The sequence below is a fragment of the Sphingobacterium sp. UBA865 genome (genome assembly GCF_002295765.1).
GTDB lineage: Bacteria > Bacteroidota > Bacteroidia > Sphingobacteriales > Sphingobacteriaceae > Sphingobacterium > Sphingobacterium multivorum.
On sequence record NZ_DBGB01000026.1, the window covers coordinates 36262 to 51505 of the forward strand.

Here is a 15244-nt window from a genome sequence, read left to right on the forward strand (position 1 = left end):
CGTTCACCTATTTGTATTTGTCGTTCAGGCCTTTTTTAGCGAGGACCAACGGTTTAATTTTTTCAATACGGGATTGTTTCGTTTTTTCTTGCTTGGCCTCATCGATGTACTCGATGTATTCTTTCTGTTTTCCTGGTGTTAAAGCCTGGAAACTTTCTGCGAAGGTCGGATCCGTCTGCAGTGCTTCCAATAATAGACCAGCAGGGGCCTTCATTGGAGATTTAGTTGGCTTGAGCTCTTTTCCCTCGTCAATGGTTTGGATGGATTCTTGGATATATGCGGCTATTTTTTCGGCACTCATATCCTTAACGTCTTCAAAGCGCCATTGTCGTAATGCTTTCGTTTTTCCTTCGGAGGCACTAATGAGATGTTTATCCCGATCGGTTAAGAATACACCATTATAAAACCAGAGGGAGAAGAAATTTTTAAAGCCGCCCCAACCAATAACATTTTTCCCTTTATGCGTATAGATATAGCTCCCCCATTTGAATTCCTTTTTTAAGGAAGTTTGCTGGATGATCTCTTGCATGAGTTCTTCAGCCTCCTGCCAGTTCCCTCGGCTTTGGTACCAATTGGGGCCTTGTTTGTCTTTAAGTGTATCAATATTAAAATTGACAATATCGGTAATTATTTGTGTTGGAATCCGTTGATCCAAAGGGATTTGTATTGCCCCTTTTGTGGTTTTAAAATTTTTGAGTTCTGTAATGAAGTGCTCGATAGCAGCAGGTCCTGGATATAGGCCCAAATGGTTTTTGTTCATCGCAAAATGGATGATATTACCCTTGTATCTGAAAGTAGGCATTTGATAGGAGATCGTTTCATCTGCATCGGGAGGGACTAGGCCAGCGATAAGCTGTCTCACCTTGATCAGATATTCTTTTTTCTCCCCGTCAAATTGATTGATATATTCGTCTATTGTTGCGATGCTCGTTGTCATAATTTGTGCTATTCTTTGATTCTCGTATACTTATTTTCAATAAACTGTATCGTTTCGGACATAAGCTGATGGAGTATTTCTATGTTGATGTCGCTTAATTTCTTGATGTATATGCAGGCTTTGCCTATTTTAAATTTCCCGAGCTGATCGACTAAATGTCGATGCTCATCGGCACCGGTAAATACATAAAGGGAGATTGCTGATTTTCGGGGGCTAAATGCGATCAAAGGAGCATAGCCTTCGTGCCCACTTATATAGGTATAATGATAGTTTCCAAATCCGATGATCGTTGGTCCGTACATTTTAGCCGGCTCACCCGTTGTGGTTTCCATTAATTGTATCAGTGTTGCACTATCGATTTGTTTTTGTGGGTCGTCAACTGTTTTTATAAAGTCTTGGACAGGTGCTTCGGTATATGCCGTTTTATTTTTTGCCATGTATAGTTTATGTATTTGACGGATATTCGGATAATCTCAATTGAATATATTATATTTGAAGTAATTCGATGAGCAGCTATTTTTAGAGAGAACTATCTTTGGAACATAAAATCGAAAGCCCCAGTTCTCAGATTGATACCATATTCTAGATACGCTTTCATGCAAGCTAAAAAGTTGGCCCAACCCTCTGTTTGTCGCATCATCATTAAAATTCCATCTGCATCGTTGTTCATCTCGTGTTCTGTAATCTTTATGACGGTCGCGTTTTCTCCGAATGTGGATAGTGCGATTTCTACCAGTTGATTGGGAAGTCCCCCGCTCCAGTCGAAAGAGATATATGAATTGGGCCTGCGGGAAATTCTGGAAATGTCCATTCTACCGTTTTATCTGTCTCTAGACGTCCAGTCGAAGATTTTATAAAATAATGATTCATTTTATTGGGATCTACAATAGCCTCAAAAACTTCGTTGATCGGTTTCTGAATTTGGATACTGGCTTTGGCGGTTAGTTTTTCCATATTAATTTAAAGTTTTAGACAAATATTCAATAAATACAGATAGCTTGTATCTGATTACATTAAAAATATTGAAAAAGATCTTTTCGTGACCATGGACCAATCTATTGTCCAAATCACTGTTTATTATTTTAAGATGTATAGACTATATAAACACCTTATTGAAGAATAGGTTTTCATTTTGGGGACCTGGATCAATATTTCCCCTAAAAGGAACGAATTGTACACTTGTAAAATGTAGTTTTAGCGTATTTTTGACTATAGTTAAAATTGATCCTGCATTCCTTCCATTAGGTCGCAAGGAACGATAATCCAATAAATTTAGAAAAGGTATCCGTCTGAAATCTTTCAGGTGGTATTTGCTGTCTTCATAAAACCAACGTTATGTTTAAAATCAAGTGTTTTTTTCTTTTTATGGTTTCTTCGGGCGTTTTTTTTTCGAGCGCACAGACTAAAAATGTAAATGAAGGCAATGAGGCTCCAAATATGTTTAATGATGCGACAACACGTGATAAAAATGCGATTGTTGAAGCAGAAACCGGTTGGTGGAAACGTGCCGCATTAACTCGTGAACAACGCTTGGAGAAATGGAAGGCCGCCTCATTTGGTATGTTTGTTCATTGGGGCGTTTATTCCCAATATGGAAATATTTGGAAAGGGAAGGCGGGCGGGGGCTATGCGGAGCATCTGATGCGTGTGATGAAAATCCCACGTAGTGAGTATCTTGATTCAGCACGTCGATTTAATCCCCTAAAGTTTAATGCGGAGGAATGGGTATTGTTGGCAAAAAATGCAGGGATGAAATATTTTATTATTACGGCTAAGCACCATGATGGCTTTGCGATGTATCCTTCTGCATTTTCAAGTGACTACTCATTGTCAAGCACGGCATTCAAAAGGGACCCGTTGGCGGAATTAGCAGCTGCCTGCCATAGACATGGACTCTTGTTTGGCTTCTATTATTCGCATGCTTTTGACTGGGAGCATCCGGATGCTCCCGGTAATGACTGGGATTACCGTAATCCCGGCGGGGATAAATTGTTGGGTGGCACAAATTGGTTTGACAAACATCCTGAATGGTTGACAAAGGCTCGGCATTACGTAGATCAAAAGGCGATTCCTCAGATTGAGGAACTTATTCAGCGCTATCATCCGGATTTGTTATGGTTTGACACACCGCATAAGTTGCCGCTGTCTGAAAACCTGCGAATTTTAAAGGCTATTCGAACAGCTGATCCGAATATTATTGTCAATGGTCGATTGGCACGTACCGAGGAAAAGAATTACGGCGATTACCTGAATACGGCAGATCGACCTGAGGAATATTATCCAGTTGCTTCTGGCGCTTATTGGGAGGCCATACCAACTACCAATGAATCCTACGGTTATTCGTCGACTGACAAGAGCCATAAACCAGCAGCGCATTTTATCAAACTCTTAGCCAAGGCTAAAGCCATGGGTGGGAATATTCTAATGAATATTGGACCCAAGGGCGACGGAAGCATCGACAGCGCTGATGTCGCTATTTTAAAGGGATTAGGTCGGTGGATGCGGGGGAATAGTGAAAGTGTCATTGATGTTGCACCATCTCGCTTGTCTCGTCAGCCTTGGGGAGTCATTACTCAGCGTAAAAATACCCTGTATTTACACGTGTTTGAGCGCCCTCAACGGAATGATCTGATTGTCGGCGGATTGATTGCTCAGGTTAATTCGGTTTCGTTATTGTCGGGAGAAACTATCGGAAAATATAGGTCCGACAAAGATGGACTGCATATTCCTATAGATCAAATTGCTTCTGAGGATGATGACCTGGTCGTAGTGGTGCAATTGAAGGATAGCATAGCTAATCCAATAAATCCTACTTTAATGTATGTGGATCATCATGTCAATAAAAATCGGCTACTGACCTTTTATGCAAAACAGATCGGGAATCCGATGAAGTTTGGGGACGGTAAAAAGAATCGCTATTATGTGACGGGTTGGACTAGGTTAAGTCAAGGGTTAAGATGGGATACCCATGTGTTAAATGGCGGACGCTTTAAGGTGGCTATACGGTATGTGAAAGATGTTGTAGGTACAGGAGGGAACCTGGGCTTGAATTTAGGGGGGAAGAATATTGATTTTACAATAGATCCGTCTTCTTCCGTTGGTTTGCGTGAACATCAGCTTGAATTGGGTACGGTGACATTGCCAAAGGGTAAGCAAGTGATTGAATTACGTGCCCATACTATAGCGGGAGCAGAAATGGTGAAATTTTTGGAAGTCATATTGCTTCCGGAATAATATTTCACAGAACAAGCTTGTGTGTTATGACTGGTCCATCCTTGTGCCTCCTTGGATCAAACCCTACCGACACTTCCTTCAAATCCTGATATTCCTAAACAAAAAAAGCTAATCTTACGATTAGCTTTTCTTTCTGTGATCCCGCTGGGATTCGAACCCAGGACCCATACATTAAAAGTGTATTGCTCTACCAGCTGAGCTACGGAATCCTTTCTGTTTTTGAAAGTGATGCAAAGGTAGAAAAATAAGTTATTTGTGCAAAATGTTTTTATCTTTTTTGTTGATAAAAATTGTAACTATTTAAAAATTACTGAATTATTTTTTGTTTAAAAGGCCTTTTAAAACACTTGGGGATAGGAAGGATTAGTATAGCGGAGGTTTTTTGGAGCAAGGAAGCGTATTTTTAAGCTAGAATGGTCATAAAAAAAGTCAGCTAATTGCTGACTTTTTTTATGCTGTAGGGGTTGTATGGATAACATTATTCAGTTACCACACCCATTTTGCTAAACTTATCAATTCTTTCAGTAACTAATGTATCGCTATCTTTAGCCGTCAATTCGGCAAGATCTTTCAACAACTGGCTTTTTAGATTAGCCGCTGCTGCCGCAGGATCCTGGTGAGCACCACCTAGCGGTTCAGGGATAATACCATCAATCAATCCGTTGCCCAACATGTCTTCTGAAGTCAATTTTAATGCCTCAGCGGCTTTTTCTTTGTGATCCCAGCTTCTCCATAGGATGGAAGAACAAGATTCAGGTGATATGACCGAATACCAGGTATGTTCCATCATGTAAACTCTATTTCCAACACCAATACCCAAAGCTCCACCTGAAGCTCCTTCACCAATAACAACGCAGATGATCGGAACTTTCAAGACAGCCATTTCCATGAGGTTGCGCGCAATCGCTTCACCCTGTCCGCGTTCCTCAGCTTCAAGTCCTGGATAAGCACCCATCGTATCAATTAGAGTGATCACAGGTTTATTGAACTTTTCCGCCATTTTCATTAAACGTAATGCCTTTCGGTAGCCTTCAGGATTGGCCATTCCAAAATTGTGATATTGACGCTCTTTGGTGTTTTTACCTTTTTGATGACCGATGATCATAACGGCATTACCATCAATAGAAGCCATACCACCGACGATCGCTTTATCATCCTTAACGGTTCTATCACCATGCAACTCGATAAATTCGTCGCAGATAGCTTCTATATAATCATAAGTCTGAGGGCGATCCGGATGGCGCGACATTTGAACGTTCTGCCAGCCTGTTAAATTGCCGTATATTTCTTTTTCAGTAGAAGCAAGCTTTTCTTCAAGCTCACGAACGGTTGCGCTCATGTCAACTTGAGTTTTTTCGGCAACTTGAGTTACCTTTTCAATTTGCAATTGCAAGTCTGCAATTGGCTTTTCAAAATCAAACGTGGTTTTCATATATCTATTTTATGAAAATATTCAGAGGGCTAATTTAGCGCATTTTTTCTGAAATTAAAATTAGGGAGGATAATATCATTGGAATTCCTTTGTTACATTTGCGTTATAATCGTACTGGTGGCTTAGTTTTTGATTGTAGGCCTGTGAAAAATGTTGACTTATGCTGAAAAAATATTTTTACTTTCTTTTATTACTGATCTTACCTACACTTGTTCGGTCAGAAAGTTATCCTGAGGTTTTATTTGACAATAGTGTAATCAACGGGAGTTATGCGAAGAGTATCGCTCATTATACCGGTGAATCATGGATCCAAAATGTGAGCTATAGCCTTCCGGTTTCCGATAGTTTGTTTTTTACGCCAGGCAATTCGCTTTCTTTGCGGTACGTTTCTTCTCCTAATGGTAAGTGGGAGGCAAGTATTTTAAACGACAAACAGAAATTTCCCTATTTAATTGCCAAGGATGATCATCTAACTTTTAAGCTCTTTATTCAAAGCAATACTGAAAAGGGACAATTGCCAAAAGTTACCTTACAACAAAACGACACGAAGACAAATGCTGTGGATATCGCAAATTATATCGATGATTTTGCTTATGATACCTGGCTTAATGTGTCCATTCCAGTCAATAAATTTGGAGGAATTTCACTAGGGAAGTCTGTTTCGGCTTTAATTCTGGAACAAAACGGAACTGCCCTGCAGACAAATCAATTATTTATCGATCAAATTGAGTTTTTGCCCAAAAACTATCCAAAGGTAAGACTTTCATCAGCAGCTATCTTATCGAAGATCAGTTCCGTAGATAAACAAGTTGAGCTGGTTTGGCAATTGCCGCTGACACCAAGTATCCGCTATGTGAAAATCTACCGTTCGGAAGATAAACTCAATTTTCAGCCGATAGCAATTTTACCCATCTATGTACAGAAGTCGCTGGATAGGGTTAATGAATATAATAAATCTTATTATTACAAAATCGCTTGGGTAGATTATAATTATGTTGAATCTCCATTTTCTGAGGTTAGGGAGGTACAAACAAAAAAAGGGACGGATAAAGAGATGTTGAATTTTATCCGAAATGCTCATGTGAATTATTTTATAGACAACTATGATGTGAATAGTGGTATGTTTCTACCTGACCGAGGTAATAGACAAGCTATTGTATCAACAAATGAAACCGGCTATGCGATCTTGGGTTTGCTTGTGGCAGGAGAGAACAATTTGATCTCGCGACAAGCTCTTTTGGTCAGGTTAACACGGATTGTGAAATTTTTGAGCAGTGCACAACAACATCAAGGGGTCTTTACAGCGCTTTACGATGGCCGCTCAGGGGTACCTTATTATCGCGATTCAGTTCCAACGTACGATTTGCGCGGTACCTCCCATATTATGGAATCGCTTTTGATCGCCCGACAATATTTTTCTAAAGAGGATCCTGAGGAACAGGCCTTGAGGAATACTATTACGAAGCTCTGGGAGCGCATAAACTGGAACTATTTTACGGATGCACAGCATCCTGATGTACTTTGGAATAAGTGGTCTCCAGTAGACAGTACAGCTAGATCGAGGCCTTTGGGGGGATTTAACGAGAGTCTGGGGACCTACTTGCTGGCGATGTCTTCACCTACCCATCCTTTAGCGATTTCAGCTTATATCAATGGATTTGCAACCAAACATAAAGGTCACGAATTGTATTTTGGGGATGACACCAATGATTTGGCTCCTGAACTCAAAATGAAATTAGATGATTCTTTAGCGCGTTCAATAAGTGCAAACCCTTTAATTGGCGATGCTGGAAATGCTGGTGTTTCGATCTACTCCGACGATAAAGTTATTTTCGCCAAGAATATTGCCGGCGGTAGTTTAAATGAATCGTTGATGTCCGTTTATCGTCCCTTTTTGATTATGGATCCGAAAGGAAAAGTGGATGACTTTGTCGATTACAAGAAATATTTGTCGAATTATATTTTGGCCTATAAACGTAGAGATAATGAAATGAGCATAGGGACACGATTTACAGATATTTGGGGCGTGGAAAATGTGGAAGACACGTATCAGGGATATTTGGTGAATCCTGCGGTAGCTATTGCAGCGTACCCATTTGAAAAGGAGATCGGTCTAAAAGCATTACGTAAGTTTTACGAAGAATACGCCGATGTGTTATTTACGCAATATGGTTTCAGAAGCTGGATTGATATTAAAAACAACGATGTTTCTGAAAGCTATCGTGCGAGGAATCAGGCAACGATTGCCGTAATGATCGAGAATGCAAATTCAGGCATGATCTGGAAATTGTATGAGAATATTCCTGAGGTAAAAAAGACTTTAGAAAAAGTATATACCAAGAAATAGATTTGTTACGTTAGTTATGGCGTAGAAGGGATGTCATATTGGACTTTTTTCGCTATATTTACTTGCTTAAATCGATATTAAATACGTTAGAAACGACATGCTTAGAAAAATTAATTTGGGGATTTTAACCTTATGTGCAAGTTTATCGTTATTTTCCTGTAAACAACAAGCTATTGTAGTCAATCCGGGTGCTGTTGTAACAAAAGATGGAACTGATGATGGTTTGAAAAATGTGAAGAAGGATTTTAATGATGCGAAAAGAACTGATGAAGGGATTAAGTTTAGTATATCGTCTGATTTATTGTTTCCAACAAACTCTTCTTATCTATCTGAGAAGGCAAAAACTGAAGTTAGTAAATTGGCGTTGATCTTGAAAGAAAGTAATAATAAGATCAAAGTTGATGGGTATACTGATGCTACGGGTACTGTTGAGTATAATCAGTGGCTTTCCGATAAAAGAGCAGCGTCTGTTAAGAAGTTCTTAGTAGATTCAGGTGTTGCTGAATCACGCATCACGGCAAAAGGTTTCGGTCAGTCAAATCCAGTTGGCGATAATAAAACTCCGGAAGGACGCCAAAAAAATAGAAGAGTGGAAGTTACTATTTTAGATAAAAAATAGTTTATCAGACCAATTCTTAATATAAAAAAGCGTGGTATTTAAGATATCCCGCTTTTTTTATGCAGTTATATCGCGGTTTTAAATCGTTGTATACCGTCTCCCCAAACGAGATATTTTAAATAGGAGATATCGGTAGGAGGCTCGCGCTGTGGAGATTGTTTTCGATAAGGTACGAGTCTAGGGGAAATAGCGTTGAAAAAGATGAATTTAGAAGAAGAAGATCATAGACAAAAGCCAATTTTTCGGGAAGCCATGTGGTTTTGGTTTGTGTTAGGTTGGATAAGTTTTGGTGGAACAACTGGTCATGTGACCATTATGCACGATTTTTTGGTCGAAAAGAAAAGATGGGTAAGCAACAGGAAGTTTTTTCAGGCACTCAATGCCTGTATGTTATTGCCAGGACCTGAGGCGCACCAATTGACGATGGATGGAAGTTGTACGGCTTAAAAGGAGGTGTGTTGGCCGGACTATTTTTTATTGTTCCTTCACTTCTCATTATATTTGGACTCAGTGCACTATATGCACACTATGGTAATTCAGCCTTGCTTATTGCTTTATTTTCGGGTTTAAAACCTGTCGTTCTAGCGATCATTATATTTGCAACCTTTCGAGTGGGGCAGAAATCTCTTGTCAGCATATGGCATTATTTGGTCGCATTGGCTGCCTTTCTACTATCGTATTTTGCTGGGGTTCCAATGCTCTGGATTATTGTGGGCGTGATCGCTTTCGGTGTACTATGCTATGCAATCTTGTCAAAAACTTCCAAAATAAATGCCCATCATGAAAAGGAAGATAAGCAGCTCGAATCAGTTTATTATATCAATACGCTCGAAAAACTACCCTCTATATCTTACCGTCGTATTTCTCTTCAGGTTCTGCTGTTTTTCTTACTATGGTTGATTCCGCTGTCCATTTTACTGTTTTTTACTATCGATACGGAATTTTGGAAGACACTTTCCTTTTTGTTTACAAAGTCTGCTTATTTGACGATTGGAGGTTCTTATACAGTCATTCCCTATGTTGCGGCCCTTGTGACAGAGAAATTGTTTTGGCTTTCCAAAAGCCAGATGATAGATGGATTTGCGCTTGCAGAGACAACCCCGGGGCCTTTAGTGGTCGTTTTGGCCTATGTTGGTTTCATGGCCGGCTTCAATCATTTCCATCAGTCCTATTCTATGGCAGCACTAGGTTTGGTCGCTACAGCATATTTTACCTTTTTGCCAAACTTTGCCCTGATTTTTGTTGGGGCACCACTGATCGAACGGACCCAAAAAAATGCATGTATACAATTTATGCTGTCTTTAGTAACAGCATCGGTCGTTGGTGTAATCGTTAATTTAGCCTGTTATTTAGGGCTAGGAATTCTATTTCCAGGTGGGGTTAGTTCTTGGTATGCCATTGAGCCGATGGCTTTGGTATGGGTGCTATTTTCACTTTTTCTTTTATTCAACTATAAAATAGGCATGTTGAAACTTATACTGTTAAGTTTGGCCTATGGCTTTCTCTTATTTTTATGGCGATAAAATAAAAATGTCCATCGACTGATGAGCTTCGCGAGCAAATTTATAAAAGATTGAAGGGGGGGAGTGAATTTGATAGGGCTATTCTAGGTTACAGACGCATATAAACAAGAAAAGCCCATCGTTAGATGAGCTTTCTTGTACCTAGGGCGGGAATCGAACCCGCACTCCCTTAACGGGAACAGGATTTTAAGTCCTGCGTGTCTACCAGTTCCACCACCTAGGCAGGTGAGCGAAAAACGAGATTCGAACTCGCGACCCCAACCTTGGCAAGGTTGTGCTCTACCAGCTGAGCTATTTTCGCATTGGAATTTTATTTCAATTTTCAAAAGAACCTTGCGTTCCTTTTTGGTGATGCAAATATAGAGCGAAAATTCAATATTGCAAAATATTTATTTACTTTCTTTCTGTGTTTTTTATAACTCCTTTGAATTCAGTATAGAAAAAATTAAATCACTCTCAAATCCGCGGTATAGTGCAAACTGATAAACTTTGTTTTTAACTGCATAGCGGTCCTTGCCACTAATTTCACGGAGTTTTTTGTCAATGATGTGATTTAAGATTTGTTCATATTCATCGAGATCGATTTGCTTAAATGCAATTTTTATCAATTGCTCGGATACCCGTTTTGCCTTGAGTGCCTGCTTGATTTTTACTTTGCCCCAGCCTTTCATGCGGAGCTTTCCGTTACAGTAGGCAATAGCAAAGCGTTCTTCATTTAAAAAATTATCGGCGATCAAATTGGCCAAAATATTTTCGACTTCTACTTCGTGTAGTCCCCAGCTGTAGAGCTTATCGCGTACTTCTTGCTGTGCGCGTTCTTGATAGACGCAATAACTTTCCGCTTTCAACTGTGCCTGATGCTGCGTTAATATCTTCTTATTTCTTTTTTCCTCGTCAAACATATTGTCAAAATTTCAAAAATAATATGAAATAACTAAAAAAATGTTCAGTTTTGACACAATCAAAAATATCAGGAGAATGTACAAAATATCGGAAATCGCCCAGATTTTACATCCCAATCGCACATTTATCACGGATCCCAATTCTTTTGTCCAGCATTTATTTTACGACAGCCGTAAAATTGTCCAAGCGGACAACGGGATTTTTTTTGCACTTCAGAAGAATAGAGATGGCCACCGTTATATTAGAGAAGCTTATGATAAGGGAGTTCGTAATTTTGTGCTTCAAATCGATAGTGCACAGGAAATGGAGTTTTTGGAGGCTAACATTCTTTGGGTAGCGGATAGCTTGGTCGCTATGCAGGAACTGGCAACTTTTCATCGGCAGAAATTCGATTACCCGGTCATTGGAATCACTGGTAGCAATGGTAAAACGATAGTGAAAGAATGGCTTTTTCAGCTGATGTCTCCTGAATATAAGATCTATAGAAGTCCCAAGAGTTATAACTCTCAACTCGGTGTGGCACTTTCGTTATGGGGACTATCCGATCAGTATAATCTTGCGCTGATCGAAGCAGGAATTTCAGAGAAAGGAGAAATGCAGCGCCTTGAGCAGATGATAAAACCAACCATAGGACTATTGACCAACATTGGTGTGGCCCATAAAGCCGGTTTTAAATCGAAGGAGGAAAAGACTTATGAAAAGCTCGAGTTGTTTAAACATGTTGAAACCATGATTTTTCCGAATACTTACCTTGAAAATGTTCAATTGCCTTATCGGCCACGAAAATTTTCCTGGGGGCTTGATGAGGGGCTTTCTTTGGAGGTGTATTCCATCAAACAGGTCAACGACCGATTTACTATGGTAACCTTCTATTATACCGGGCGCACCTTTGCTGTTGAAGTACCGTTTGTGGATAAAGGAAATGTTGAGAATGCCATAAATTGTGTAGCGGTGATGCTACGTTTTGGTTATGAAAATGAAGTGATCGCATCGAGGATTAAAGAATTGCAGCCTGTGGCGATGCGTCTTGAGTTAAAAAAAGGAAAAAAGAATAGCTCCATTATCGATGACTCGTATAGTAATGATCTGGATGCACTACAAATAGCCCTGGAGTTTTTAAATCAACAGGGCCAGCATCCGTTCAAGATGTTGATATTATCGGATATTCCCGGTGTTACTATCGAAGATGAAAAAAGCTTGTCCAAGCTGAGACGTTTGCTTAGTGAGTATCGTTTGGATAAATTGATATTGATAGGTGAAGTGTTGCCTAAATTGGCTGCACAATTTGATGTGCCTTCCATTTCATATAGCGATACTGCTGCTTTTTTGGCCGATATAAGGTCGCTTTCTTTTGAAAATGCGACGGTATTACTGAAAGGAGGACGGGAGTTTCATTTTGAACGTATCAGTCAGCTTTTGGTCGCAAAATCACATGATACAGTGCTTGAAATCAATTTGAATGCACTGGAAAACAATCTAAATGTATACCGCCAGTTGTTACCGAAGCATGTTAAGCTGATGACGATGGTCAAAGCTTTCTCTTACGGCAGTGGAAGTTTCGAGATAGCAAATCTTTTGCAATTTAATCGGGTGGATTATCTGACGGTCGCTTTTGCGGATGAGGGGGTGGATTTGCGCGGTGCAGGAATCACATTGCCTATTGTGGTAATGAGTCCGGATGAAAGTTCTTTTGAGTCCATCGTTCAGTACAACCTTGAACCGGAGATTTATAGCTTTAGAATATTGTTTTCCTTCTTGAATTTTCTGAAAACGAAACAGATAACTTCCTTTCCGATTCATATTAAGATAGATACTGGCATGCATCGGTTGGGTTTTATGCCTGACGAGGTCAATCGTTTAATAGCTGTGTTGCGTACGGAAGCGGTTTTAGAGGTTAAATCTGCCTTTTCCCATTTAGCGTCTGCAGGAAATGAAAAGGACCGGGAATTTACACAGCGACAAATTGATCTGCTGGATGACTTTACGAAACGTCTAGAAAGTGGTCTAGGATATTCCTTTCTACGTCATATTGCAGCAACCTCGGGTATTGAACTGTGGCCGAATGCGTATTTTGATATGGTACGATTGGGGATCGGTCTCTATGGTATCGATATTGAGCGGCATGATTTACCCATTAGGGAGGCGAGTACCTTGAAAACTAATGTGACGCAAATTAAATACCTCCCGGCAAGTGAGACCGTAGGTTATAATAGGCACGGTGTTCTGTATAGAGATAGTAAGATCGCCACGATTAAAATTGGTTATGCGGACGGTTACGATAGGCGTTTTGGTAATGGTGTCGGTAAAATGTTGGTTAACGGTTTTTTAGTCCCTACTATTGGTGATATCTGTATGGATATGTGTATGCTGGATGTAACGGATGTGGAAGTTGGAGAGGAAGATGAAGTTATCGTGTACCCTGATATAAAGTCAGCAGCGAAGGCTATAGGAACGATCCCTTATGAACTGCTGACCAGTATTTCCCAACGCGTAAAAAGAGTATATTTTTATGAATAATAAAGGATATTCTGCATTTTTGAATAATATTTGATTTTCAATTCATGTTTAGCAAATTAATTAGAGGCTTTATTAATTATTTGATAAGAGGTATCCTGGTGGTGGTTCCTCTAGCTGGTGCTATTTTTTTAATAGTTTGGATTGTTGCATCAGTTGATTCGGCATTGAATCTAACTGAACATTTTTTGGAAGATGATAGAGGGCATCCCTTGTATATTCCGGGAATAGGTATTCTGACCGTTATTTTGGTGTTGGTTTTGGCAGGGCTTATTTTTACAAATTTTGTTACAGATCCAATTAAAGTGTGGATTAATCATCAGATCCAGCGGATTCCACTTTTAAATACATTATATTCTTCGATTAAAGATTTTACAGAGGCCTTTGTTGGTGATGCAAAGAAATTTAATGAACCTGTCTTGGTAACGGTGAATGAGTTTGGTCTGAAGAAGATAGGTTTCTTAACGCAACATGATTTAAAAAGCATTGGGCTTGAAGAAGAGGTTATGGTGTATTTTCCATATTCATATTCTTTTGCGGGACAGGTTGTCATTATCAGTGCAGACAAGGTGAAAAAATTAGATATGTCGCCAACAGATGCCATGAAATTGGTTGTGTCCGGTGGTGTGAGCGGGATAGCCCATTAGTACTTCTTTGCAACAGTTGACTTTAAGATTTATTCAATAAAAAGGCTGGAAATTGTCCACAATTTCCAGCCTTTTTGTTTTCGTCTGTTTTGTCCTTCCAATTGTAATCCCGTACGGCAGATACGTTTGCGATTGCCAAGTTTAAATGAAGAAATAGTGCTGCTAAGCTTTTTTCTGCCCTAAAGTTGGATTTACTGGCGGGATTGGAATATAGCCGTCATCTCCAGGAACCTTTGGAAATTCATGTTTTTCCCATTTTTCGCGCGCTATTTTTAATGTTTCAATGTCCGAAGCGACGAAGTTCCAGTCGATATAGCGTTGTTCAGGAAAAGGTTCGCCACCAAAAATGTAGACCGAGGTTCCAGGCTCCATTTTGAATTCACATAGTTTCGCATCTTTGGCAACTAAAATCTGCTTTGGACCGAATTCCTGACCTTCCGCATGAACAGTCCCATGCAGGATATATAATCCACTTTCGCCATATAGATGATCACCTAGTTTAATAGTTGCATCTTTTTCCGCTTTGATTTCAATAAGGTATAATGGGCTGTATACGGGGACCTCGGAACGGTGATCTTTAATTTCTCCTGCAATTAAGCGATAGGATACGCCATCTTCGGTCCAATGTGGAAGTTGCGGTTCTTCTATGTGAACAAAATTAGGCTCCATTTTTTCGAGTTCTTTTGGTAGGGCCACCCAAATCTGCAGTCCATGGAGGTCGTGCGGCGTCGATCGCAGTTGTTCGGGGGTTCTTTCGGAGTGTGTGACACCCTTACCTGCCGTCATCCAATTGACTGCTCCAGGTTTGATCTCAACGGCATTTCCTAAGCTGTCCCGGTGCATAATGCTACCTTCGAATAGATAAGTCAATGTGGATAACCCGATATGCGGATGTGGTGCAATATCCATAAAGTGCGGTTCGGCAATGTTATCAGGTCCCATGTGGTCGATGAAGATAAAAGGGCCGACCATACGTTTCTGCCTGAAAGGAAGAAGTCGCCCAACTAAGAAATTGCCTATGTCAGCGGCTCTTTCTTCAATAACTATTGCAATATTTGACATAATGTTTCCTTATTTTTGTGTTTCTA

General features: G+C 39.9%; 14 protein-coding genes and 3 tRNA genes. 7 read left to right on the top strand and 10 right to left on the bottom strand.

The window, feature by feature from the left end:
- Positions 1–7: 7 nt before the first annotated feature.
- The 4 genes from B2O97_RS14930 to B2O97_RS14945 form a co-directional block, all read right to left on the bottom strand.
- Complete coding sequence (locus B2O97_RS14930; protein ID WP_201638678.1) at positions 8–937, bottom strand: DUF1801 domain-containing protein; 930 nt, start codon at positions 935–937, stop codon at positions 8–10.
- An 8-nt stretch (positions 938–945) separates the two neighbouring features.
- A complete protein-coding gene (locus B2O97_RS14935; protein ID WP_070566081.1) occupies positions 946–1374 on the bottom strand; it encodes a DUF1801 domain-containing protein in 429 nt (142 codons plus the stop codon).
- 92 nt (positions 1375–1466) lie between these two features.
- Positions 1467–1748: a hypothetical protein gene (locus B2O97_RS14940; RefSeq protein WP_286767640.1), complete on the bottom strand. Its 282-nt coding sequence runs from the start codon at positions 1746–1748 to the stop codon at positions 1467–1469.
- On the bottom strand, positions 1667–1891 hold the full coding sequence (locus tag B2O97_RS14945) for a hypothetical protein (RefSeq protein WP_286767641.1): 225 nt from the start codon (positions 1889–1891) through the stop codon (positions 1667–1669). The genes B2O97_RS14940 and B2O97_RS14945 overlap by 82 nt, the downstream gene beginning before the upstream one ends.
- Before the next feature lie 381 nt (positions 1892–2272).
- On the opposite strand from B2O97_RS14945, the gene B2O97_RS14950 reads away from it, so the two are divergent.
- The gene (locus B2O97_RS14950; protein WP_070566076.1) at positions 2273–4171 is read left to right on the top strand and encodes an alpha-L-fucosidase; all 1899 of its coding nucleotides are present in this window, start codon (positions 2273–2275) and stop codon (positions 4169–4171) included.
- 136 nt (positions 4172–4307) lie between these two features.
- On the opposite strand, the gene B2O97_RS14955 is transcribed toward B2O97_RS14950, so the two are convergent.
- Together B2O97_RS14955 and B2O97_RS14960 are read right to left on the bottom strand one after the other, a co-directional pair.
- Positions 4308–4380, bottom strand: a tRNA-Lys gene (locus B2O97_RS14955).
- A gap of 269 nt (positions 4381–4649) precedes the next feature.
- Positions 4650–5603: an acetyl-CoA carboxylase carboxyltransferase subunit alpha gene (locus tag B2O97_RS14960; RefSeq protein ID WP_046671762.1), complete on the bottom strand. Its 954-nt coding sequence runs from the start codon at positions 5601–5603 to the stop codon at positions 4650–4652.
- A gap of 160 nt (positions 5604–5763) precedes the next feature.
- Here B2O97_RS14960 and B2O97_RS14965 point away from each other — a divergent pair, with 160 nt between their 5' ends.
- From B2O97_RS14965 to B2O97_RS14980, 4 genes are all read left to right on the top strand, one after another.
- Positions 5764–7950 carry a glucoamylase family protein gene (locus B2O97_RS14965; protein ID WP_070566074.1) on the top strand — a complete coding sequence of 729 codons (2187 nt, stop codon included), beginning with the start codon at positions 5764–5766 and terminating at the stop codon, positions 7948–7950.
- Positions 7951–8047: 97 nt separating this feature from the next.
- Positions 8048–8569: an OmpA family protein gene (locus B2O97_RS14970; protein ID WP_046671760.1), complete on the top strand. Its 522-nt coding sequence runs from the start codon at positions 8048–8050 to the stop codon at positions 8567–8569.
- Positions 8570–8770: 201 nt separating this feature from the next.
- A complete protein-coding gene (locus tag B2O97_RS14975; protein WP_201638680.1) occupies positions 8771–9016 on the top strand; it encodes a chromate transporter in 246 nt (81 codons plus the stop codon).
- An 11-nt stretch (positions 9017–9027) separates the two neighbouring features.
- Positions 9028–10092, top strand: a complete 1065-nt coding sequence (locus tag B2O97_RS14980) for a chromate transporter (RefSeq protein ID WP_286767642.1) — start codon at positions 9028–9030, stop codon at positions 10090–10092.
- Positions 10093–10230: 138 nt separating this feature from the next.
- On the opposite strand, the gene B2O97_RS14985 is transcribed toward B2O97_RS14980, so the two are convergent.
- The 3 genes from B2O97_RS14985 to B2O97_RS14995 form a co-directional block, all read right to left on the bottom strand.
- Positions 10231–10315, bottom strand: a tRNA-Leu gene (locus tag B2O97_RS14985).
- Positions 10316–10320: 5 nt separating this feature from the next.
- Positions 10321–10393: transfer RNA gene (locus B2O97_RS14990), tRNA-Gly, on the bottom strand.
- 112 nt (positions 10394–10505) lie between these two features.
- The gene (locus tag B2O97_RS14995) at positions 10506–10994 is read right to left on the bottom strand and encodes a regulatory protein RecX (RefSeq protein WP_070566068.1); all 489 of its coding nucleotides are present in this window, start codon (positions 10992–10994) and stop codon (positions 10506–10508) included.
- Between the two features lie 76 nt (positions 10995–11070).
- Here B2O97_RS14995 and B2O97_RS15000 point away from each other — a divergent pair, with 76 nt between their 5' ends.
- Together B2O97_RS15000 and B2O97_RS15005 are read left to right on the top strand one after the other, a co-directional pair.
- The gene (locus B2O97_RS15000; protein ID WP_286767643.1) at positions 11071–13512 is read left to right on the top strand and encodes a bifunctional UDP-N-acetylmuramoyl-tripeptide:D-alanyl-D-alanine ligase/alanine racemase; all 2442 of its coding nucleotides are present in this window, start codon (positions 11071–11073) and stop codon (positions 13510–13512) included.
- 44 nt (positions 13513–13556) lie between these two features.
- Positions 13557–14156, top strand: coding sequence for a DUF502 domain-containing protein (locus B2O97_RS15005; RefSeq protein WP_046671757.1), 600 nt, complete (start codon positions 13557–13559; stop codon positions 14154–14156).
- A 162-nt stretch (positions 14157–14318) separates the two neighbouring features.
- On the opposite strand, the gene B2O97_RS15010 is transcribed toward B2O97_RS15005, so the two are convergent.
- A complete protein-coding gene (locus B2O97_RS15010; RefSeq protein ID WP_201638683.1) occupies positions 14319–15218 on the bottom strand; it encodes a pirin family protein in 900 nt (299 codons plus the stop codon).
- Positions 15219–15244: the final 26 nt, after the last annotated feature.

Coding starts and splice junctions, on each gene's coding strand:
- B2O97_RS14930 (WP_201638678.1), bottom strand. CDS start 937: ATGACAACGAGCATCGCAACAATAGACGAATATATCAATCAATTTGAC.
- B2O97_RS14935 (WP_070566081.1), bottom strand. CDS start 1,374: ATGGCAAAAAATAAAACGGCATATACCGAAGCACCTGTCCAAGACTTT.
- B2O97_RS14940 (WP_286767640.1), bottom strand. CDS start 1,748: ATGGACATTTCCAGAATTTCCCGCAGGCCCAATTCATATATCTCTTTC.
- B2O97_RS14945 (WP_286767641.1), bottom strand. CDS start 1,891: ATGGAAAAACTAACCGCCAAAGCCAGTATCCAAATTCAGAAACCGATC.
- B2O97_RS14950 (WP_070566076.1), top strand. CDS start 2,273: ATGTTTAAAATCAAGTGTTTTTTTCTTTTTATGGTTTCTTCGGGCGTT.
- B2O97_RS14960 (WP_046671762.1), bottom strand. CDS start 5,603: ATGAAAACCACGTTTGATTTTGAAAAGCCAATTGCAGACTTGCAATTG.
- B2O97_RS14965 (WP_070566074.1), top strand. CDS start 5,764: ATGCTGAAAAAATATTTTTACTTTCTTTTATTACTGATCTTACCTACA.
- B2O97_RS14970 (WP_046671760.1), top strand. CDS start 8,048: ATGCTTAGAAAAATTAATTTGGGGATTTTAACCTTATGTGCAAGTTTA.
- B2O97_RS14975 (WP_201638680.1), top strand. CDS start 8,771: ATGAATTTAGAAGAAGAAGATCATAGACAAAAGCCAATTTTTCGGGAA.
- B2O97_RS14995 (WP_070566068.1), bottom strand. CDS start 10,994: ATGTTTGACGAGGAAAAAAGAAATAAGAAGATATTAACGCAGCATCAG.
- B2O97_RS15000 (WP_286767643.1), top strand. CDS start 11,071: ATGTACAAAATATCGGAAATCGCCCAGATTTTACATCCCAATCGCACA.
- B2O97_RS15005 (WP_046671757.1), top strand. CDS start 13,557: ATGTTTAGCAAATTAATTAGAGGCTTTATTAATTATTTGATAAGAGGT.
- B2O97_RS15010 (WP_201638683.1), bottom strand. CDS start 15,218: ATGTCAAATATTGCAATAGTTATTGAAGAAAGAGCCGCTGACATAGGC.